Source organism: Ventrimonas sp. (assembly GCF_048380235.1).
GTDB lineage: Bacteria > Bacillota > Clostridia > Lachnospirales > Lachnospiraceae > Brotaphodocola.
The window spans coordinates 1-20,288 of the sequence record NZ_DBFCCJ010000045.1 but is presented as its reverse complement, the minus strand read 5'-3'; the positions used below and the strand labels follow the sequence as shown (position 1 = coordinate 20,288).

At 50.4% G+C, this 20,288-nt stretch carries 21 protein-coding genes; 18 read left to right on the top strand and 3 right to left on the bottom strand.

All coding sequences use genetic code 11. The features are described from left to right. Positions 1–19: 19 nt before the first annotated feature. The 7 genes from ACMP1L_RS07990 (at position 20) to ilvC (ending at position 6,136) form a co-directional block, all read left to right on the top strand. Positions 20–331, top strand: a complete 312-nt coding sequence (locus ACMP1L_RS07990; protein ID WP_118733151.1) for a GNAT family acetyltransferase — start codon at positions 20–22, stop codon at positions 329–331. 23 nt (positions 332–354) lie between these two features. Continuing rightward, entirely contained in the window at positions 355–1,143 is a 789-nt protein-coding gene (locus ACMP1L_RS07985; RefSeq protein ID WP_418452591.1) for an EFR1 family ferrodoxin, read from the top strand. After that, positions 1,140–2,507 carry an MATE family efflux transporter gene (locus ACMP1L_RS07980; protein WP_177304709.1) on the top strand — a complete coding sequence of 456 codons (1,368 nt, stop codon included), beginning with the start codon at positions 1,140–1,142 and terminating at the stop codon, positions 2,505–2,507. The genes ACMP1L_RS07985 and ACMP1L_RS07980 overlap by 4 nt, the downstream gene beginning before the upstream one ends. A gap of 87 nt (positions 2,508–2,594) precedes the next feature. Next, entirely contained in the window at positions 2,595–3,386 is a 792-nt protein-coding gene (locus ACMP1L_RS07975) for a ZIP family metal transporter (protein ID WP_418452590.1), read from the top strand. 17 nt (positions 3,387–3,403) lie between these two features. After that, a complete protein-coding gene (locus ACMP1L_RS07970; protein ID WP_418452589.1) occupies positions 3,404–4,426 on the top strand; it encodes an alpha-hydroxy-acid oxidizing protein in 1,023 nt (340 codons plus the stop codon). A gap of 152 nt (positions 4,427–4,578) precedes the next feature. Continuing rightward, positions 4,579–5,079: an acetolactate synthase small subunit gene (ilvN, locus tag ACMP1L_RS07965; RefSeq protein ID WP_118733156.1), complete on the top strand. Its 501-nt coding sequence runs from the start codon at positions 4,579–4,581 to the stop codon at positions 5,077–5,079. Positions 5,080–5,116: 37 nt separating this feature from the next. Then, positions 5,117–6,136: a ketol-acid reductoisomerase gene (gene ilvC, locus ACMP1L_RS07960; protein ID WP_118733157.1), complete on the top strand. Its 1,020-nt coding sequence runs from the start codon at positions 5,117–5,119 to the stop codon at positions 6,134–6,136. Positions 6,137–6,195: 59 nt separating this feature from the next. On the opposite strand, the gene ACMP1L_RS07955 is transcribed toward ilvC, so the two are convergent. Next, complete coding sequence (locus ACMP1L_RS07955; RefSeq protein ID WP_418452588.1) at positions 6,196–7,098, bottom strand: LysR family transcriptional regulator; 903 nt, start codon at positions 7,096–7,098, stop codon at positions 6,196–6,198. 191 nt (positions 7,099–7,289) lie between these two features. On the opposite strand from ACMP1L_RS07955, the gene ACMP1L_RS07950 reads away from it, so the two are divergent. The 8 genes from ACMP1L_RS07950 (at position 7,290) to ACMP1L_RS07915 (ending at position 15,191) form a co-directional block, all read left to right on the top strand. After that, positions 7,290–7,772, top strand: coding sequence for a LeuD/DmdB family oxidoreductase small subunit (locus ACMP1L_RS07950; protein WP_373245315.1), 483 nt, complete (start codon positions 7,290–7,292; stop codon positions 7,770–7,772). A 2-nt stretch (positions 7,773–7,774) separates the two neighbouring features. Further along, on the top strand, positions 7,775–9,025 hold the full coding sequence (locus tag ACMP1L_RS07945; RefSeq protein ID WP_418452587.1) for a 3-isopropylmalate dehydratase large subunit: 1,251 nt from the start codon (positions 7,775–7,777) through the stop codon (positions 9,023–9,025). Between the two features lie 49 nt (positions 9,026–9,074). Next, positions 9,075–9,566 (top strand): LeuD/DmdB family oxidoreductase small subunit, encoded by a 492-nt coding sequence (locus ACMP1L_RS07940; protein WP_118733161.1) that lies wholly within the window; start codon positions 9,075–9,077, stop codon positions 9,564–9,566. 9 nt (positions 9,567–9,575) lie between these two features. After that, positions 9,576–10,823, top strand: a complete 1,248-nt coding sequence (locus tag ACMP1L_RS07935) for a 3-isopropylmalate dehydratase large subunit (protein WP_418452585.1) — start codon at positions 9,576–9,578, stop codon at positions 10,821–10,823. A 3-nt stretch (positions 10,824–10,826) separates the two neighbouring features. After that, complete coding sequence (gene ybaK / locus ACMP1L_RS07930; RefSeq protein WP_418452584.1) at positions 10,827–11,315, top strand: Cys-tRNA(Pro) deacylase; 489 nt, start codon at positions 10,827–10,829, stop codon at positions 11,313–11,315. A gap of 418 nt (positions 11,316–11,733) precedes the next feature. Then, entirely contained in the window at positions 11,734–12,576 is an 843-nt protein-coding gene (locus ACMP1L_RS07925) for a cell wall hydrolase (protein ID WP_418452582.1), read from the top strand. A gap of 251 nt (positions 12,577–12,827) precedes the next feature. Then, the gene (pckA, locus tag ACMP1L_RS07920) at positions 12,828–14,432 is read left to right on the top strand and encodes a phosphoenolpyruvate carboxykinase (ATP) (RefSeq protein WP_118733195.1); all 1,605 of its coding nucleotides are present in this window, start codon (positions 12,828–12,830) and stop codon (positions 14,430–14,432) included. 108 nt (positions 14,433–14,540) lie between these two features. Beyond that, positions 14,541–15,191, top strand: a complete 651-nt coding sequence (locus tag ACMP1L_RS07915; protein WP_418452581.1) for an HAD family hydrolase — start codon at positions 14,541–14,543, stop codon at positions 15,189–15,191. A gap of 71 nt (positions 15,192–15,262) precedes the next feature. On the opposite strand, the gene ACMP1L_RS07910 is transcribed toward ACMP1L_RS07915, so the two are convergent. Further along, positions 15,263–15,697 (bottom strand): aspartate carbamoyltransferase regulatory subunit, encoded by a 435-nt coding sequence (locus tag ACMP1L_RS07910; RefSeq protein ID WP_118733166.1) that lies wholly within the window; start codon positions 15,695–15,697, stop codon positions 15,263–15,265. After that, on the bottom strand, positions 15,691–16,614 hold the full coding sequence (gene pyrB, locus ACMP1L_RS07905) for an aspartate carbamoyltransferase (protein WP_118733167.1): 924 nt from the start codon (positions 16,612–16,614) through the stop codon (positions 15,691–15,693). The genes ACMP1L_RS07910 and pyrB overlap by 7 nt, the downstream gene beginning before the upstream one ends. 315 nt (positions 16,615–16,929) lie before the next feature. On the opposite strand from pyrB, the gene ACMP1L_RS07900 reads away from it, so the two are divergent. The 3 genes from ACMP1L_RS07900 to ACMP1L_RS07890 form a co-directional block, all read left to right on the top strand. Then, the gene (locus ACMP1L_RS07900) at positions 16,930–17,691 is read left to right on the top strand and encodes an ABC transporter ATP-binding protein (protein ID WP_418452578.1); all 762 of its coding nucleotides are present in this window, start codon (positions 16,930–16,932) and stop codon (positions 17,689–17,691) included. Further along, entirely contained in the window at positions 17,688–19,550 is a 1,863-nt protein-coding gene (locus tag ACMP1L_RS07895; protein ID WP_418452577.1) for a CARDB domain-containing protein, read from the top strand. The genes ACMP1L_RS07900 and ACMP1L_RS07895 overlap by 4 nt, the downstream gene beginning before the upstream one ends. A gap of 267 nt (positions 19,551–19,817) precedes the next feature. Beyond that, the coding region (locus tag ACMP1L_RS07890; protein WP_475544529.1) for a hypothetical protein at positions 19,818–20,288 on the top strand (471 nt) is incomplete at its 3' end.

Below are 20,288 nucleotides of genomic sequence, written 5' to 3'. Positions count from 1 at the left end.
AACAGGAGGTTTGACAGATATGCTAGAAACCAGTAAGATTGAACTGCATGGGGATATTTCCATCCCGTTTCTGAAAAAGAGCCGTTTTACCGGGAGCTTCAAAGGCATGCGCTATGTGCTCATCAAACATGAAAAAGAACTGGAGCCCGCCACAGAGGAGACCCCGGCGAAGACGGAAAACGTGCTCCGGGCCATCATCTGGCCGGAACCCTTTAACTTTGAGGTGACGCCGGATGAGAAGAAGCACCACAGAGATTTCCCATTTACCACAGACGGGATCTGGGAGGCGGTGGACTGGCTGAACGCGGAGCACGAGGCGGGACATTACTAATTATTTTTTGGGGGAGTTGTATTATGAATATTTCACAGATTACCGGAGTTTACTTTAGTCCTACCGGAGGTACAAAGCGGGTGACGGAGTGGATCACGGAGCGGATCGCGGATAACAGGGAGGCAGAATGGCTGGATCTCACCGATGCCGTGTCTTCCAGGCCGGATTATACATTTACAGAGCATGAGCTGGTGGTAGTCGGCGTGCCGGTATACAGCGGCCGGGTGCCGGAGACGGCAAGAGAGCGCCTGCAAAAGCTTCACGGCAAGCGCACGCCGGTGGTGCTGATCGTCACCTACGGAAACCGTGCCTACGAGGACGCATTGCTGGAGCTTTCGGACATCTTAAAGGAACAGGGATTCATCCCGGCGGCAGCGGCAGCCGTAGTCACAGAGCATAACATTGCCCATATATATGGAGCCGGACGCCCGGATGAGAAGGATAAAAAAGAGATGACTGCGTTTGCGGAGGCAGTCAGAGAAAAGCTGAAGAGCACAGCCGGAAGCTCAAAGCTTTTGGAGCTTTCTATCCGGGGCAACCGTCCGTACCGCCCATATGGCACATTGCCATTAAAAATCAGTGTCTCTTCAGCCTGCGAGGGCTGTGGAACCTGCATCCGCAAGTGTCCGGTCCAGGCTATTTCCCGTACAGATGCGAAGGTGACCGATGAAAGTGCCTGCATTACCTGCATGCGCTGCATTGCAGTCTGTCCGAAGCACGCGAGAAAGCTGGGAATTCTGATGACCCTTGCAATCCGCCAGAAATTAAAGAAAGTCTGCACGGACAGAAAGGATGCAGAGTTTGTACTATGAAACTGGAAAATGACTTAGACACCGATGACATACGGGGGCTGGTCCTTCGTCTGGCACTGCCATCCATGCTGGCTCAGTTCGTTAGTGTATTTTACAGTATTGTAGACCGTATGTACATAGGAAACATCCCAAAGATCGGAGAAGTGGCTCTGGCCGGTGTCGGCATCTGCGGTCCCATCGTAACGCTGGTTTCGTCCTTCGCTATTTTGGTGGGGGTAGGCGGTGCGCCGCTTATGAGTATTCGCCTGGGACAGAAGAATGAAAAGGGAGCAAGGCAGATCCTTGCAAACTGCTTTCTCATGCTGACGGTCATGGCCCTGGTCCTCACGGTCTTCGTACTGGGCATGCGGGAAAAGCTGCTCTGGTGGTTTGGCGCCGGAGAGACAACCTTTCCCTATGCACTGTCCTATATGACCATCTATCTGTGCGGAACCTTTTTTGCGCTGATGACTACGGGCATGAACCAGTTTATTATCTGCCAGGGCTTTGCAAAGGTTGGCATGAAGGCCGTTATGATCGGGGCAGTGGCAAATATCGTGCTGGATCCCATTTTTATTTTCGGCCTGCATCTTGATGTGCGGGGCGCAGCTCTGGCCACGGTACTGTCGCAGATGTGTTCCTGCTTTTATGTGCTGAGCTTCTTATTTGGAAAGAAGGTGCCGATCCGCATTACCTTTTATGGGTATGATCCCAGGCTGATGCTGCAGGTAGCCAGGGTGGGCTTCTCTCCCTTTGTCATCATTGCTCTGGATAATGTGCTGATCATTTCCCAGAATATGGTGATCCAGAGGCTTGGCGGCCCGGGGCAGGGCGATACCATTCTGACCTGTGCGGCTATTGTCCAGAGCTTTATGCTGATCATCACGATGCCGCTCGGAGGCATTACTTCGGGGACCCAGACGATCCTGGGTTACAATTACGGAGCAAAAAGGCCGGACCGCATCTGGAAGGCCGAGAGGTGGATCGTCACATGTGCACTTTTGTTCAATACGGTCATGTTTCTGGCAGCCCAGTGTGTTCCGGAGATTTTTGTGCGGATCTTTACCCGCAACGAGGAATATGTAGCCTTAAGCGCCTGGGCTATCCGGATGTCCACGCTGGGCGTGATCCCGCTGGCAGTACAGTACACGATAGTGGACGGATTTACCGGAATGGGCATTGCGAAGGTGGCCATTACCCTATCGCTGTTCCGTAAATCTATTTATTTTTTGTCGGTGGTGCTGATCCCGCTCCTGACCGGCGTGACCAATGTGTTTTTTGCGGAAACCGTTTCTGACTTTGCCGGTCCGGTATTTTCCATCATCCTGTTCCTCCTGGTATTTAAGAAGGTTGTGGGAGATCCGAAGCAGATATCTGCGGCATAACATAAATAACAGCAATCCGATTCCACAGAGTATCGCATGTAGCCTGTTGCGGAATAAGATACTACTAAGGAAAGAGGGTGATCTCTCATGCGAGAGGAGCTGTTTCATATTATTTTCGGGATTCTGATTCCGTTTCTTGGTACTACTATCGGAGCGGGAAGTGTGTTTTTTGTAAAAAATGAGATCAAACCGGTGATCCAGAAGCTGCTGCTGGGTTTTGCCTCCGGCATTATGGTGGCTGCTTCGGTGTGGTCACTTCTGATCCCGGCCATGGAGATGTGTGAGCCTGCCGGAAAGCTGGCGTTTGTGCCTGCCGCAGCCGGCTTTTCCATCGGCATAGTGTTTCTCTGGGTGTTAGATAAGCTGATCCCGCATCTTCATATGGGAAGCGACACGCCCGAGGGCCCAAAGAGCAATTTAAAGAAAACGACGATGCTGGTATTTGCGGTAACGCTGCACAACCTGCCGGAGGGCATGGCAGTGGGCGTAGTGTTCGCGGGTCTTCTGACCGGAAGCGCGCCCATCACCGCAGCCGGCGCCTTTGCCCTGACCATCGGTATTGCGATTCAGAATTTTCCGGAGGGAGCCATCATATCCCTGCCGCTGCATAGTGAAGGACAGTCTAAACGGAGAGCCTTTGTTATGGGAACGCTGTCCGGTGTGGTGGAGCCGGTCGGAGCGCTGGTCACGATTCTGTGCGCAAAGTTCCTGGTTCCCATTGTGCCGTATATGCTGGCCTTTGCGGCCGGGGCCATGATCTATGTGGTGGTGGAGGAGCTGATCCCGGAATCGGCCCAGGGCGGGCATTCCGATATGGGAACCATGGGCTTTGCGGTTGGTTTTCTCATTATGATGATCCTGGATGTTACACTGGGATAATATTTAGGAGGTATAGAATGACGCAGGAAGAGATTTTAAAGAATGCAAGGACCTGTCTTGGTCCGTACTGTAAGGGCTGCCCGGTCTGCAATGGCCGGGCCTGCAAAAATACCATGCCGGGTCCGGGCGCCAAGGGCGAGGGCGATACTGCCATCCGCAACTATGAAAAATGGCGCGAGATCCGGGTGCAGATGGATACGCTGTGCGAGAACCGCCCGGTGGATACCAGTCTGGAGCTTTTCGGAAAACAGTTTGCCTATCCGTTCTTTGCGGGTCCGGTGGGGGCTGTGAACCTGCATTACGGGGACAAGTATGATGACGCGGCCTACAATGACATTCTGGTACGTGCCTGCGCGGACAATGGAATTGCGGCCTTCACCGGCGACGGTACAAACCCGCAGGTGATGCTGGCTGCTACGGCAGCCATTGAGAAGGCCCGGGGTCTGGGGGTACCGACGGTAAAGCCGTGGAACGCGGAAACGGTAGCAGAGAAAATGAAGCTGGTCAGAAAGTCCGGAGCCTTTGCGGCGGCTATTGATATTGATGCGGCAGGTCTTCCGTTTTTAAAGAACCTGACCCCGCCTGCAGGCAGCAAAAACGTGGAGGAGCTGGCAGAAATCATCCGTGCGGCAGGAGTTCCGTTTATTGTAAAGGGCGTGATGACCGTAAAGGGTGCGCAAAAGGCGAAGAAGGCCGGGGCAGCAGCCATTGTGGTATCCAACCACGGCGGCCGTGTCCTGGATCAGTGCCCGGCTACCGCAGAGGTGCTGCCTGAGATCGCAGAAGCTGTAGGCGGCGGCTCCATGAAGATTCTGGTGGACGGCGGTATCCGAAACGGCAGCGATGTCTTTAAGGCTCTGGCATTGGGCGCAGACGGTGTACTGATCTGCCGTCCGTTCGTGACTGCGGTTTACGGCGGCGCGGAGGAAGGCGTGGCAGAGCTCATTACCCGGATCGGCGGCCAGCTGAAGGATACCATGGCTATGTGCGGCGCACACAGCCTGTCCGAGATCACCCGTGATATGGTACGGAAATTCTAAAACTGTCCGCAGAATACGGACATATGACCGTTCTCTGGATGGAACAGCGATAAATTATAACCGAAAGGAATAGTACACATTCCTTTTATATAGTTGACAAATAGTATCAGGATTGTTATCATAAAGAGAACGTGACAGAAGGGAGAACACTTATGGATAGAATCGTGTTATCATTGTTAGTAGACAACACATCAGGTGTACTAAGCCGTGTTGCCGGCTTATTCAGCCGCCGTGGCTACAACATCGAGAGTCTGACCGTTGGTGTCACTGCAGATGAGCGGTATTCCAGAATGACCGTAGTTGCCTTTGGAGATCAGAACATTTTAGAGCAGATCGAAAAGCAGCTTCGAAAACTGGAGGATGTCCGCGACATCAAGGAATTAAAACCGAGCCACTCCGTTTACCGGGAGCTGATCATGGTAAAGGTACGGGCCAACGCGAATGAGCGTCAGGCAGTCAGTGCCATTTCCGACATTTTCCGTGCAACCATTGTGGATGTAGGCAAGGATTCCCTGACTGTCATGCTGACCGGCGACCAGTCAAAGCTTGACGCGCTGATCAATCTGCTGGAAGACTACGAAATCCTGGAACTTGCAAGAACCGGACTGACCGGCTTATCCCGCGGCTCCGATGACGTACGGTATCTTCCGTAAACAAATGAATCTAAAGATTCTTGAGGAGGAAAAGAAGATGGCAAAGATTTATTATCAGGAAGACTGTAACCTGTCCTTACTGGATGGAAAGACCATCGCTATCATTGGCTACGGCAGCCAGGGACATGCACATGCATTAAACTTAAAGGAGTCCGGATGTGACGTCATCATCGGTCTGTACGAGGGCAGCAAGTCCTGGGCAAAGGCTGAGGCACAGGGCTTTAAAGTATATACCGCAGCAGAGGCTGCAAAAAAAGCAGATATCATCATGATCCTGATCAACGATGAGCTGCAGGCTGATATGTACAAGAAAGATATCGAGCCGAACCTGGAAGAGGGCAACATGCTGATGTTTGCTCACGGCTTCAACATTCATTTCGGCTGCATCAAACCGCCGGCAAACGTAGATGTTACCATGATCGCTCCTAAGGCACCGGGCCACACTGTTCGTTCCGAGTACCAGGAGGGCAAGGGTACTCCGTGTCTGGTAGCTGTAGAGCAGGATTATACCGGTAAGGCTCTGGAGAAAGCTCTGGCATACGGCCTTGCTATCGGCGGCGCAAGAGCAGGTCTTCTGGAGACCACCTTCCGTACCGAGACTGAGACTGACCTCTTCGGTGAGCAGGCTGTTCTTTGCGGCGGCGTATGCGCTCTGATGCAGGCTGGCTTTGAGACCCTGGTTGAGGCTGGCTACGATCCGAGAAATGCTTACTTCGAGTGTATCCACGAGATGAAGCTGATCGTTGACCTGATCTACCAGTCTGGCTTCGCAGGAATGAGATACTCTATCTCCAACACTGCTGAGTACGGCGATTACGTAACCGGTCCGAAGATCGTTACCGCTGAGACCAAGAAGGCTATGAAGAAGATCCTTTCCGATATCCAGGATGGTACCTTCGCAAAAGAGTTCCTGCTTGATATGAGCCCGGCAGGCCGTCAGGTTCACTTCAAGGCTATGAGAAAGCTTGCTTCTGAGCATCCGTCCGAGAAAGTCGGTGAAGAGATCCGTAAGCTGTACAGCTGGAACGACGAGAGCGGCAAGCTCATCAACAACTAATCAATACGCGTTTTCTATGCGTGAAAAGGCAGAACTACATGCAGTTCTGCCTTTTTGTTTTACAGAACCTTACTGTCCTGCTCTCTGCAGAAACGGATAAAGGTGTCCAGTGCTTTTGAGGTGCGGCTGCTCTGCCAAAGAAAGCCGACGTTCCGTTTGTGGATGGGGGTATCCAGCTTTAACTGGACCAGACGTCCGGAGTCCAGATCTTCTTTTACAAATTCTTTGATAACACAGCCAATGCCAAGTCCAATGCGGGCAAACTCGATGAGCAGGTCCATGGTGGTGACCTCCAGAAGATTGTTGGCTATGATCTCGTTACATGTCATGTAGTCATCGATGTAGTGGCGGGTAATGTTGTTTTTATCCAGAAGCATCAGGTTGCCGCTCTGGAATACGTCGGTTCCAGCTCCCTCGCGAAGCCTTAAATTTTCCAGATAACTCGGTGTTGCTACAAAAATATCCTCGATATCCATGACCGGGATAAAATTCATGTTCCTTGAGGATTTCTGCTCTACCACCAGTCCGATGTCGATGCGCTGCTGCTCCAGCATAGAGAGCGTCTGGGTAGTGGGCTGGCTTTCGATGGTGATCTTGATGTGAGGATACTGCTCAATAAATCCCTTCAGATATTTGACCATGATAAACCGGCACAGGGTGTTGCTGACGCCAATGCGGATGTGCCCCATATTGAATTCCCGGATGCGCTTTAATTCCTGTTCGCCCTTGGCCAGCTCCTCGAAGGCATCCCGTGTATGTTCGAAAAGTACCTGTCCCTCATCGGTAAGCTGCACACCGCGGGAGTTTCGGGTAAAAAGTACGGTGTTTAAGCTGTCCTCAAGCTTGCTGATGGATTTGCTGATGGCCGGCTGGCTGATGTAGAGCTCCTTTGCCGCACGGGAAATATTCCCGGCCTTGGCTACGGCGTAGAAGATACGGTATTGTGATAAATTCTGTTCCATGCAGTGTGTGAACCCCCAAATAGATTGAAAAATTTTATAACCAAGTGTTATGATACATATGAGTATTATCTATTGTCATTATATCAATACAGATGCTATAATGCAATAAGTGAGAAAAAATGGCTGAATGCGGCAGGGCAGAAGGGCCGGTGCCGCGGACAAAAATCAATACGAACGATCAGGAGGACATTATGTCAGTCGGTAAAATATTCAAATTTCACAATGACCTGGATACGGATCAGATCATCGCATCCCAGTATCTGTTACTTCCTACCATCGATGAGATGAAGGATCATACATTTGAGTCTTTGGACCCGGATTTCCCGAAAAAAGTAAAACCGGGTGATTATGTAGTAGGCGGAGAAAACTTCGGCTGCGGATCTTCCAGAGAACAGGCGCCAAGTGTATTAAAGGCACTGGGGGTTCAGGCTGTTGTTGCCAAATCCTTTGCCCGCATTTTTTACCGCAATGCGATCAACATTGGTCTGCCGGTTATCGTCTGCAAGGAGCTCCCGGATGCGGTGAACACTGGAGATGAGATGGAGCTTTCTCTCACCGAGGGTGTTGCCAGGGCAAACGGAAGCACCTATTCCTGCACAAAGCTTCCGGCTTATATGCAGCAGATCTTAAGTCAGGGCGGACTCATCGCATCACTGAACAAGGAGGAAGCATAATCATGGGAATGACAATCGCTGAAAAAATCATAGCCCTTGCAGCCGGTGTGCCGGAGGTAAAGGCAGGAGATATCCATACCGTAACCTTAGACCGCATGATGAGCAATGACGGAACCACCCACCTGACCGTCGATATGTACAACAACAAATTAAAACATCCACATATTGCAGATGCGAAGAAGATGGTCTTTATCGTGGATCACAATGTTCCGGCGGACAGCCCGAAGACTGCTGCATCCCAGAAGAAGATGCGCGACTTCGCAAGAGAGAACAACATTGATTTCTGGGAGGGCAAGGGTGTATGCCATCAGATCATGATGGAGCATTATGTCTGCCCGGGTGAGCTGATCTTCGGAGCAGACAGCCACACCTGCACCTATGGTGCGCTGGGCGCGTTCGGTACCGGCGTCGGCTGTACCGATCTGCTCTACGGCATGGTAACCGGAACCTCCTGGGTGTTAGTTCCGGAGACCGTAAAATTCAACCTGACCGGCAAGCTGCCGGAGGGTGTATATCCGAGAGATTTAATGCTCACCATCATCGGTCAGATCGGTGCCAACGGCGTGAACTACCAGGTGATGGAGTTCACCGGAGACGGCACAAAGACCTTAAGTGTCAATGACCGTATGGTGCTCTGCAACCTGGCTGTAGAGGCCGGTGCAAAGACCGCCATCTTTGAGGCTGATGAGATTGCCCTGGAATACTTAAAGGCAAGAGGACGTGAGCCGAAGGCTGTATTCCGGAGTGATGCGGATGCGGTTTACGCAAGAGAGTATACGTTTGACCTGTCGAAAATCCGGCCGGTAGCAGCACGCCCGGATTTTGTGGATGATGTAGTTCCGGCCAAAGAGGTCTGCGGTGTCCGCATCGATGAGGCATTCCTGGGCTCCTGCAACAATGGCCGTATTGACGACCTGCGTGTCGGAGCAGCCATTGTAAAAGGAAAGAAGATTTCCGACCATGTACGTTTCCTGGTGGTTCCGGCCAGCCGGGAGGTTTATTTACAGGCATTGGATGAGGGGCTGATCCAGATCTTTATGGAGAGCGGCGCCATTGTCATGAACCCGAACTGCAGTGTCTGCTGGGGCAGCTGCCAGGGCGTGATCGGCGAGAATGAGGTTCTGATCAGTACCGGCACCCGCAATTTCAAGGGACGTGCCGGACATCCGAGCTCCAAGGTTTACCTTGGTTCTGCGGCTACCGTAGCGGCTTCTGCCGTAAAGGGTGAGATCTGTACCGCTGATATGCTGTAAGAATTAATCACTACATAATATTATATCGAGAAAATAAGAGGATACCACTATGGCACAATATACCGGAAAGGTCTGGGTCCTGGGCGATGACATCGACACCGACATCATCATCCCGACAGAATACCTGGCCTTAAAGACGATTGAAGATATGAAACAGTACGGCTTCTCCCCGCTTCGCCCGGAGCTTGCGGGTCAGATCCAGCCGGGAGACATCATTGTAGCAGGAAAGAACTTCGGCTGCGGATCTTCCAGAGAGCAGGCACCGGAGGTGATCAAGGCGCTGGGCATTCCCTGCATCATTGCCAAGTCCTTTGCCCGCATTTTCTACCGCAACGCGTTAAATAACGGTCTGCTTCTGCTGGAACAGCCGGAGCTTCACGATGTAGTAAAAGAGGGTGACACGATCACCGTGACCGTGAATGAGGATGTGGACTACAACGGTAAAAAATACCCGATCGCTTCCCTGCCGGAGAACCTGATGGAGATCATTGAGGCCGGCGGCCTGGTCAAGGCCATGCGCAGGCGCAACGGACTGGATTAGGAGGATAGTATGGGACAGACAATTATTGAAAAAATTTTATCACACAATACCGGTAAAGCGGTAAAGCCGGGGGATATTGTGACAGTGAACGTGGACCGCGTCATGTTAGATGACATCATGATTCCGTTTATCGTGGACAAGTTCCACGAGATGGGCTTTGCCAAGGTCTGGGATCCGGATAAGGTTGTTCTGATCTATGACCATCTGGTTCCGGCCAGCCAGCAGGACGACACCCGCCATTTCCGCGTGGGAGACGCATTTGTAGAGCAGTATGGCATCAAAAATATTCACAGAAGTGACGGCATCTGCCATCAGCTGATGACGGAGGCAGGCTATGTAAAGCCGGGGCATGTAGTGTTCGGAACGGACAGCCACACTACCACCTACGGCTGTGTGGGAGCATTCTCCAGCGGCATCGGCTACACCGAGATGGCTTCCATTCTGGGCACCGGAACTCTCTGGGTCAAGGTGCCGGAGACGATCAAGGTTGTGATCGATGGCAAGCTTCCGTCCAATGTCATGTCCAAAGATGTGATCCTGCGCCTCATCGGTGATCTTGGCGCAGACGGCGCAACCTACCGTGCCCTGGAGTTTACCGGCTCTGCCGTAAAGAGCATGAGTATTGCCAGCCGTACTACGATGGCAAACATGGCCATTGAGGCCGGAGCCAAGTGCGCGCTGTTTACTCCGGATGAGAAAACAGAGGAATACTGTGAGATTCAGCTGGATGATTTCCAGAAGAGCCTGGCAGGTGATCCGGACGCTGTTTACTTAAAGGAGCTTCATTATAAGGCAGAGGACTTTGTGCCGGTTATGGCATGCCCGTCCCAGGTGGACAAGATCCGCAGCGTCAGCGAGCTGGAGGGCACCGTCATAGACCAGGTCTTCATCGGCTCCTGCACCAACGGCCGTCTGGAGGATCTGCAGGCAGCCGCTGAAATTTTAAAGGGAAAGAGCGTGGCTCCGTATGTGAAGCTCATTGTCACACCGGCCAGCCGTAAGGTGTACCAGGAGGCAGCGGCCTGCGGCGCGATCAGGACGCTCGTGGAAGCAGGCGCAATCGTAACGCATCCGGGCTGTGGACTCTGCTGCGGACGGACCGGAGGCATCTTAAGCGACGGTGAGCGCGTGGTTGCTACCAACAACCGCAACTTCCTGGGCCGCATGGGAACCTCAAAGGTGGAAATTTATCTGGCCTCCCCAAAAACTGCTGCAGCCTGCGCGGTTGCCGGCAAAATCGTAATTCCGGAGAAATAACTTATGAAACAGCAAAAACAGGACAAAACAAACGTGATGCGTCTTCTGGATGCGGCAGGTATTGCATACCGCGTTCAGGAGTACGAAGTGGATGAGAACGACCTATCCGGTATCCACGTAGCAAACCAGATCGGAGAAGATCCGGACAGCGTATTCAAAACCCTGGTCTTAAAAGGGGAAAAGCGGGGATTTCTGGTCTGCTGCATTCCGGTAGCGGAAGAACTGGATTTAAAGAAGGTTGCCAGAGCCGTCGGAGACAAGAAGGTGGAGATGCTTCCCATGAAGGAGCTGCTTCCGACCACCGGCTATATCCGGGGTGGCTGTTCTCCTATTGGTATGAAGAAAAAGTTTCCTACTTATATAGAAGAAACAGCAGTTTTATTTGATGAAATTGCCGTCAGTGCCGGCATTCGCGGCGCTCAGGTGATCTTAAATCCGGAAGATTTAAAAGCCTACACGGAGGCAGAATATGCCAGCCTTACCACCGGATAATTTAAAATTGATTTACATAAAAAAGAGTCGACGTTGTTCGACTCTTTTTTTATGACGGTATAATTAACAAAAATGTAATAATTGCTTAACACTTTGAAAGAAATATGAAACAAAAAAACACCGGTTTATAAGCAGGATCTTTGTGCAAAGCTATAGAAAAGGGAAAATTCCTGAAAATTCCGGATGGCAGATATGACAAAAGTGGGAAAAACTTATTGACAGTTTTGCTTGTCCCCCACTATAATATCGCCTGTCACAAAGAAACGAGTGATTTCAGGACTTAACTCCCACTTTGAGTCAAAAATATACCATTTTTAGGGAATCACTTGATTGAAAGGAGTAGAATATGTATCCATTTTGCTCATTTCTCCAGGCGGTGTGCCAGCTGGTAAAAAACATATTCACCCCGGTGGTGAACATGACCAAGCGCTTATACCGCAGTGCGGCTGTGATCATGGCCGGAACTGCCGTGGTAGCCGTAATGACTTTTTCCTCAGCCGGATTTGCGGCAGGCGGACACAATGCCCTGACTGCATACGCTGAGACCTCAGACGGAGAGACTCCGGAAACGGAAGCACCGGAGGAGGCCGCGGAAGAAGTATCTGGGGAAACGCAACTGTTAACGGAAGCAAAGGTACAACTGCGTCTTACAGATCCTGACAATTTGAAAAATGGCCAGCTCCTTGTGGGCAATACAATAGCAAGAACAGTACAGGAACAGAATGCTGTACGTCAGGAACAGAAGGCGGTCATTGAAGAGACCGCACAGGAAATCGAGCGTGTCGAGGAAGAACGCCGCAGACAGGCAGAGGAAGAGGCTGCCAGAAAAGCGGAAGAGGAGCGCCGTCATGCGGCCGCAGAAGCAGTCCGCGCATTCTCAGTCATCTCATTTTCCGACCAGGACTATGAGGTTTTAAAACGCATCGTGGAAGCAGAGGCAGGCGGATGCGACATGCAGGGAAGAATCCTGGTAGCCAATGTCATTTTAAACCGTGTGCGGGACGCAGAGTTCCCGTCTACCATCACGGATGTGGTTTATCAGCGTTCTCAGTTTTCCCCGGTCAGCGACGGGCGCTTAAACAGCTGCAGCGTATCGGAGAAGACGGTGGAAGCCGTGAACCGGGCCCTTTCCGGAGAGGATTATTCTCAGGGGGCGCTGTTCTTTATGAACCGTATCCGGTCCCGTTCCGGCAATGTAAGCTGGTTCGACCATCATCTGACCTACCTGTTCCAGCACGAAAAGCATGAGTTCTTTAAATAAGTAAACATAAACATGTAAATAGCGTTATACAGCATAAAAACGAAAAGGAAGTCCGGCTGGATTTCCTTTTTGTGCATAAGGGAAAATTTGAAAAAACACTGTATACATAATTCAAAACTTATGGGCTGCATGCGTATTTTGTTATGGAAATTTTAATTCCAAATATTGACTTTTTCTTCACACAATGAGATAATAAACGCGAATTTCGGTAAAAATGATATCGAGTAAAGTGAAAGAGAGGCTGAATGAAGATGGCAAATATCGATTTAAGTCAGTATGGTATTACCGGAACCACTGAGGTGGTTTACAATCCTTCTTATGAGATGTTATTTGAGGAAGAGACTAAAGAGACTCTGGAAGGATATGAGAAGGGACAGGTCAGCGAGCTTGGCGCTGTCAACGTTATGACTGGTATCTATACAGGTCGTTCACCTAAAGACAAATATATCGTTATGGACGAGAACTCCAAGGACACCGTTTGGTGGACCTCCGACGAGTACAAAAACGACAACCATCCGGCTAGCAAAGAGGCATGGGAAGCTGTTAAGGAAATCGCCAAGAAAGAGCTCTCCAACAAGAGACTGTTTGTAGTCGATGCATTCTGCGGCGCAAACAAAGATACCCGCATGGCTATCCGTTTCATCGTAGAGGTAGCATGGCAGGCACACTTTGTTACCAACATGTTCATTAAGCCAACCGCTGAAGAGCTGAAGGATTTCAAGCCGGACTTCGTTGTTTACAACGCATCCAAGGCAAAAGTGGAAAACTACAAAGAGCTGGGCTTAAACTCTGAGACCGCAGTTGTATTCAACATCACCAGCCGTGAGCAGGTTATCGTTAACACCTGGTACGGCGGCGAGATGAAGAAGGGTATGTTCTCCATGATGAACTACTACCTGCCGTTAAAGGGCATCGCTTCCATGCACTGCTCCGCCAACACTGACTTAAACGGTGAGAATACCGCTATCTTCTTCGGTCTGTCCGGTACCGGAAAGACCACTCTTTCTACCGACCCGAAGCGTCTCCTCATCGGTGATGACGAGCATGGCTGGGACGACAACGGCGTATTCAACTTCGAGGGCGGCTGCTACGCAAAGGTTATCAACCTCGACAAGGATTCCGAGCCGGATATCTACAACGCAATCAAGAGAAACGCACTGCTTGAGAACGTAACCCTTGACGCAGAAGGCAAGATTGATTTCGCAGACAAGAGCGTAACCGAGAATACCCGTGTATCTTACCCGATCGACCATATCAAGAACATTGTGCGTCCGATCTCCGCAGCACCGGCAGCTAAGAACGTGATCTTCCTGTCCGCAGATGCATTCGGCGTACTTCCGCCAGTATCCATTCTGACTCCGGAGCAGACCCAGTACTACTTCCTGTCCGGTTTCACTGCTAAGTTAGCAGGTACCGAGCGCGGTATTACTGAGCCGACACCGACCTTCTCCGCTTGCTTTGGCCAGGCATTCCTGGAGCTGCATCCGACCAAGTACGCAGAAGAGCTCGTTAAGAAGATGGAGAAGAGCGGCGCGAAAGCATACCTTGTTAACACTGGCTGGAACGGTACCGGCAAGCGTATCTCCATCAAGGATACCCGCGGCATCATCGATGCGATCTTAAACGGTTCCATCAACGCTGCACCGACCAAACAGCTTCCGTACTTCAACTTCGAGATCCCGACTGAGCTTCCGGGCGTAGACACCGGCATCCTCGATCCGAGAGATACCTATGCAGATGCTGCTGAGTGGGAGACCAAGGCAAAAGACCTGGCACAGCGTTTCACCAAGAACTTCGCAAAATACGAAGGCAACGCAGCAGGCAAGGCTCTGGTTGCAGCTGGTCCGCAGATCTAATCACGACACAATTGCATATCGCAATTTATCTGGAAAAGCTGTCCCTGTGGCAGCTTTTCCTTTTTTCTGCTATACTGTTAGAACGACAGGAAAAGAAAAGGAGGAACTATGAAAAAATATATCTTTTTTGATCTGGATGGAACGCTCACCGATTCGGCAGAAGGAATTACCAATTCTGTGGAATATGCGCTGAATCACTATGGTATTTCTGTGCAGGATAAGAGCAGCCTGAATGTGTTTGTAGGTCCGCCCCTGGTGGACAGCTTTATGAAATACTATGGCTTCGATCATGAAAAGGCCAGAAAATCCGTGGGCATTTACCGTGAGTACTTTGAGACTAAGGGGATGTTTGAAAATGCCGTTTACCCGGGCATACCGGAGCTTCTCGGAAGCCTGAAAAAAGAAGGCTATAAGCTTTATGTGGCAACATCAAAGCCGGAGCAGTATTCTGTGAAGATCATAGAGCATTTTGGGCTGGCAGAGTATTTTGAGATGATCGGCGGAGCTGATATGGGAGAGAACAGAATCCATAAGGGGGATGTGATCCGCTATGTCATGGAAAGCTGCGGACTTACCAATCCGGATGAGATCGTCATGATCGGAGACCGCGAAAACGACATGATCGGAGCAGCACAGAACCACATGGAATCGGTTGGTGTCCTCTACGGCTACGGAAGCCGCGCTGAACTGGAAAACGCCGGGGCCTGCCATATTGCTGAGACTGTGGAGGAATTGGGCAGCATTCTGAGAAAACTGTAAAATCAGACAATAATAAAGGAGTATGACCGGATTTCTCAGGCCATACTCCTTTTAACATTCAGAAAATAAAGTTATTTGGACTTTCCGTATTTCTCTTCGCAGTACATGCAGCGGTAAGTCTCAGTCTTCTCATCTGCAAGATAGAAGATGTGCGGCAGCTCCTGCTCAATGGAGGTGATGCAGCGCGGATTCTTGCAGCGGATCACGTTGGTGATCTTTTTCGGAAGCTTCAGGGCTTTCTTCTCGGTGATCTTGTTGTCACGGATGACATTGACGGTGATGTTGTGGTCAATGTAGCCCAGTACATCCAGGTCAATGTTGTCGATCGGGCCCTCAACCTTGATGATGTCCTTGCGGCCCATCTTGTTGCTTCGCGCGTTCTTGATGATGGCTACCTGACAGTCGGTGAGACGGTCAAGACCAAGGTGATAGTAAATGTCAAGGCTTTTGCCAGCCTGAATATGATCCAGAACAACGCCTTCCTGTAATCCACTGATATTTAACATGGTTTTTCCACCTCCAGTAAAGTCATGATCAGAGCCATACGAACATATACACCGTACTGAGCCTGCTTGAAGTAAGCTGCTCTCGGGTCGTCATCCACCTCAGTAGAGATCTCATTTACACGCGGGAGCGGATGCAGCACGTACATATCGTCCTTAGCCAGTGCCATTTTTGCCTTGTCCAGAATGTAGCTGTCTTTTAAGCGGATGTAATCCTCCTCATTGAAGAAACGCTCTTTCTGAACACGGGTCATGTAGAGAATATCAAGCTCCGGGATTGCTTCATCCAGGTTGCTGACTTCCTTAAACTCAATGCCCTTTGCGCGGAGCACATCATCACGGATGTATTCCGGAACCTTTAACTCGTCCGGGGAAATGAGTACGAAACGGACATTCTGGTAGCGGACCATAGCGTTGATCAGGGAATGAACGGTACGTCCGAACTTTAAGTCTCCGCAAAGACCGATGGTTAAGTTGTCCAGACGGCCCTTTAAGGAACGAATGGTCATTAAATCGGTCAGGGTCTGGGTCGGATGCTGATGTCCGCCGTCACCTGCGTTGATGACCGGAATCTGGGAATGCATGGAAGCAACCAGTGCAGAACCCTCTTTCGGATGACGCATGGCAGCAATATCTGCGTAGCAGGAAATCATGCGGATGGTATCTGCAACACTCTCGCCTTTTGCTGCAGAGCTGGAATTGGCCGAAGAAAAACCAAGTACGCTGCCACCTAAGCTTAACATAGCGGATTCAAAGCTAAGACGGGTTCTTGTACTTGGTTCATAGAAAAGAGTAGCCAGTTTTTTGCCATCACAAACGTGAGCATATTTTTTGAGGTTGTGTTCGATATCGGATGCCAGTGTCAATAACTCGTTGGTCTCTTCAACGGAAAAATCCAACGGATTCAACAAATGTCTCATAACGTATCTCCTTTGCTTTTTCTCTGGCGGACGGATCCCCGACCGCAGGTCTTAGGACATTATAGCGGAAAATATGTTAGATTACCAGTCCCTTTTTTAGAAAAAACTATCCAAAAATTGGCGGGTTTCGCCTGCAGTTTTTTGGATAGTTTTTTCCTGCCTGAGTATGTAATGAATCCGTAAGGAAGATTAAGAAAAAGCGGATATCAAAAATGACAGGTTCATGGTATGATGTGCATGAGCAGACAGGAATGCCAGGAAGCTGCTTTGCCGGTTTTAGCCAGGAAATATCTGCAAAAGGGAGAAGCATATTTTATGGAAGAAAAGAAAACACCCGTCATCCGGGTGAAGAACCTATATAAAATCTATCAGGTGGGCACAAACAAGGTTTATGCGCTGAATGGTGTGGATTTTACCATGTACAGGGGTGAGTTCTGTGCCATAGTCGGCCCGTCCGGCTCAGGAAAGTCCACACTCTTAAATATGCTGGCCGGTCTGGAAAAGCCGACAAAGGGTGAGATCATCATAGCCGGAAAGCATATGGAGCGGATGGATGAGAACCAGCTGGTGCAGTTTCGGCGGGAGAATGTGGGGTTTATTTTTCAGTCCTACAACCTGCTGAAAACGTTAAACGCAGTGGAAAATGTAGCGCTTCCGTTGTCGTTTCGCGGTATACCGAAGAAAATCCGCAATGCGAGGGCGGAAGAATATCTGAAGCTGGTGGGGCTGGAAAAGCAGATGAAGCACATGGCAAACGCCATGTCCGGTGGCCAGCAGCAGCGCGTAGGCATTGCGAGAGCACTGGTCGTGGATCCCAAGATCATCTTTGCGGATGAACCGACCGGAAACCTGGATTCTAAGACGACCATGGAGGTGTTAAGGCTGATGCAGCGTATTGTCCGGGAACAGCAGCAGACTCTGGTTATGGTTACCCATGATAATTACATAGCCGGATTTGCGGACCGGCAGTTCCACATCGTGGACGGAAAGATCTTAAAGATCGAGGAAAAGAAAAAAGAAACACAGGAAGCAGTGCAGGAGATGCAGGATGCTTTGCATAGAGGAGAAGAGTCATGAGAAAAATGAGATGGAAGCGGCTGGCGGCATTTGCGCTGGCAGTCATGCTGTTTGCGGGAGCGGTACCTGCCGCAGCGCCGGTACAGGCCTACGCATCGGAGGTATCCGTATACTCCGACAAGATCCAGCGGGGAAAAACAGGAAAATCCCTGACGGTAAGCTTTACCATTAAGAATACCAGCGGAAGCGAGATCAAAGACGCAAAGATCGCATTCGATACCAGCGGAGGCGAGATCTGGGATGAGGACGAGGAGGACCGCCAGTATGGTTACTCCTTTCCGTTTGAGGTGACCGGAAAGCTAAACGATACCGATCATCCAAAGGGAATCGGAAGCATTTCAGACGGAAAAGAGAAGAAGGTATCTCTGACCGGTACGGTACGACGGGATCTGTCAGAGGGTTATTATAAGGTGCCTGTAGTAGTTATGGATAAGGACGGAGGCTGGATCGGCCATGAGGACCTGCGCGTCTGGATCACCAAATCCACCTCCACCTCCACCGACGACGATGACACCAACAAGACCTACGATTTTGTTCTGGGAGAGGGGCAGGACGCACCGCGTGGTGTTTACCCGAATGTCATGAATTTTTCCATCGGTCTGCGTAACAACAGTCCGGCTACCGTGTACAACGTGAAGGCCAGCATGGTCCTCGACGCGGACAGCGCCAAGTTCCCGTTTGAGATCAACGATGCCAACTACGACAGGATGTTTGACAAAATCGCGGTAGATGAGACGGTCCAGCTGGATTACAGCTTTGCCATCCGCAAGGAATCCTATACCGGCTATTATCCGATCACGATGAAGATCTATTACTCCGACAGCTCGACCGGCGAGGAGTTAAAGACCTATGAGACTTCCTTCTTTGTACATATTGTGAGCAAGCCGACCAAGGACGATTATGAAGAGTTCAATGAGCACGACCGCACCAAGGCCCGTCTCATCGTCGATGGCTACACCACGGATCCGGAGACGATCGTGGCAGGAGAAAGCTTTAATCTGCTCCTGACGGTCAAGAACGCGTCCAGCAGTGTGTCAGCTTCGGATATTCTGCTGACCATGGAATCGGAAAAGGTGTCTGACAGTCCGGTATTTACCACGGAATCCGGTTCCAGCTCTGTGGCGATCCATTCCCTGGGAGCGGGCGCGTCTGCCCAGGTAAGCTTCCGCATGATCTCCCGGTCCGGAGTAGACCAGCGCTCCTACGGACTCACCATAAAGGCAAATTATGACAGCCCGGAGTTTAAGAATGCGGAGGGCACTATGTCGGTGGACATTCCGGTCAAGCAGATTCCTCGCCTGAACACCGGAACCTTTGAGGTGATGCCGGATTCTATTAGCGTGGGTGAGGAATCCAATGTGATGTTTGGCATCAACAATACCGGCAAGGTAACGCTTTACAACGTTATGGCCCGGTTTGAAGCAGATTCCATCCAGACAACGGACACCTACGTGGGAAATATCAAATCCGGAGAGACCGGAAATGTTGACTGCATGGTAACCGGTTCGGCTCCCACCACGGATGATGGCAAGGTAAAGGTCATCATTTCCTATGAGGATGAGAACGGCGAGGTGTCGGAGGTGGAGAAGGAGCTGACCCTCTATGTCAGTGAACCGGCTCCGGACATGGATGACATGGACATGAGCGGCATGGATGAGATGCCCCAGGAAGAGCCGGGACCGGTGCAGAAGTACGGAAAAATCATTCTGGCGGCTGTGGTGATCGTGGGGGCGGTTGTGGGCATCACGGTATTCCGGAAGCACCGGAAACGGAAAAAAGACGCGGCCCTGCTGGCAAACGAAGACGAAGTGAATGAAGAACCGGATGAAACGGTGGATAAGGAAAGCAAAAATCCGTAATCCGGTGCATGAAATGGTTGAGAGGAAACGAGAACGGTCAATTACCCACCACTTAACCTAACGGCTTGAAGTGGGGGCTTGTAAAAGCCTGATTGACTAGCTTAAGTGTTTCGAGCACTACGTTAGGAGAGAATGTGTAATCATTAGATTACGTAAATAGGTACCTGCAGGTGTTTTTGTGAGATCTGTCATACTGGTTATCATAAAGGTGCCGTACAGCTACCGAAGACCGTCAAACGCGGTATGCGATTTAAGGATGCTGCATTTATGGGAATTATGCGATGGGCTTTCTACGAAGCACTAAAGCAACAGTACGAACCTGTTGCTTTAGTGCATAACACATACGGATATATCACGAAACATACGCGAATTGAGCATAACTTACCAAAAGAGCACTATGTTGACGCAAGGTGTATCAGCGGAAATCCGGATGCATTTCCAAGCGGTGAGTATTACTATCAGAAAAAAGTTCGTTGTCATAACCGCCAGATTCACAAATTGACAATTCTGAAAGGTGGAATACGGAAACAGAATCAAGCCACATATCTGGTAAAAGGTTATCGGTTATTCGATAAAGTCTCATATCAGGGAAAAGGCTATTTCGTTTTCGGACGACGGCAAAGCGGATTTTTTGATATACGGACATTATCTGGAGAGAAAGTAAACAAAGGTAGTTTGAGTTGTAAAAAATTAAAGTTCATTGCAACGAGAACGTATTATTTAACAGAAAGGAGAGCC

What these genes read in the sequence shown, in the direction of transcription:
- ACMP1L_RS07915 (WP_418452581.1), top strand. Translation starts at nt 14,541, where the DNA reads ATGAAAAAATATATCTTTTTTGATCTGGATGGAACGCTCACCGATTCG.
- ACMP1L_RS07940 (WP_118733161.1), top strand. Translation starts at nt 9,075, where the DNA reads ATGGCACAATATACCGGAAAGGTCTGGGTCCTGGGCGATGACATCGAC.
- ilvC (WP_118733157.1), top strand. Translation starts at nt 5,117, where the DNA reads ATGGCAAAGATTTATTATCAGGAAGACTGTAACCTGTCCTTACTGGAT.
- ilvN (WP_118733156.1), top strand. Translation starts at nt 4,579, where the DNA reads ATGGATAGAATCGTGTTATCATTGTTAGTAGACAACACATCAGGTGTA.
- ACMP1L_RS07935 (WP_418452585.1), top strand. Translation starts at nt 9,576, where the DNA reads ATGGGACAGACAATTATTGAAAAAATTTTATCACACAATACCGGTAAA.
- ybaK (WP_418452584.1), top strand. Translation starts at nt 10,827, where the DNA reads ATGAAACAGCAAAAACAGGACAAAACAAACGTGATGCGTCTTCTGGAT.
- ACMP1L_RS07950 (WP_373245315.1), top strand. Translation starts at nt 7,290, where the DNA reads ATGTCAGTCGGTAAAATATTCAAATTTCACAATGACCTGGATACGGAT.
- ACMP1L_RS07945 (WP_418452587.1), top strand. Translation starts at nt 7,775, where the DNA reads ATGGGAATGACAATCGCTGAAAAAATCATAGCCCTTGCAGCCGGTGTG.
- pyrB (WP_118733167.1), bottom strand. Translation starts at nt 16,614, where the DNA reads ATGAGACATTTGTTGAATCCGTTGGATTTTTCCGTTGAAGAGACCAAC.
- ACMP1L_RS07900 (WP_418452578.1), top strand. Translation starts at nt 16,930, where the DNA reads ATGGAAGAAAAGAAAACACCCGTCATCCGGGTGAAGAACCTATATAAA.
- ACMP1L_RS07980 (WP_177304709.1), top strand. Translation starts at nt 1,140, where the DNA reads ATGAAACTGGAAAATGACTTAGACACCGATGACATACGGGGGCTGGTC.
- ACMP1L_RS07910 (WP_118733166.1), bottom strand. Translation starts at nt 15,697, where the DNA reads ATGTTAAATATCAGTGGATTACAGGAAGGCGTTGTTCTGGATCATATT.
- ACMP1L_RS07985 (WP_418452591.1), top strand. Translation starts at nt 355, where the DNA reads ATGAATATTTCACAGATTACCGGAGTTTACTTTAGTCCTACCGGAGGT.
- ACMP1L_RS07895 (WP_418452577.1), top strand. Translation starts at nt 17,688, where the DNA reads ATGAGAAAAATGAGATGGAAGCGGCTGGCGGCATTTGCGCTGGCAGTC.
- ACMP1L_RS07975 (WP_418452590.1), top strand. Translation starts at nt 2,595, where the DNA reads ATGCGAGAGGAGCTGTTTCATATTATTTTCGGGATTCTGATTCCGTTT.
- ACMP1L_RS07955 (WP_418452588.1), bottom strand. Translation starts at nt 7,098, where the DNA reads ATGGAACAGAATTTATCACAATACCGTATCTTCTACGCCGTAGCCAAG.
- ACMP1L_RS07970 (WP_418452589.1), top strand. Translation starts at nt 3,404, where the DNA reads ATGACGCAGGAAGAGATTTTAAAGAATGCAAGGACCTGTCTTGGTCCG.
- pckA (WP_118733195.1), top strand. Translation starts at nt 12,828, where the DNA reads ATGGCAAATATCGATTTAAGTCAGTATGGTATTACCGGAACCACTGAG.
- ACMP1L_RS07925 (WP_418452582.1), top strand. Translation starts at nt 11,734, where the DNA reads ATGACCAAGCGCTTATACCGCAGTGCGGCTGTGATCATGGCCGGAACT.
- ACMP1L_RS07990 (WP_118733151.1), top strand. Translation starts at nt 20, where the DNA reads ATGCTAGAAACCAGTAAGATTGAACTGCATGGGGATATTTCCATCCCG.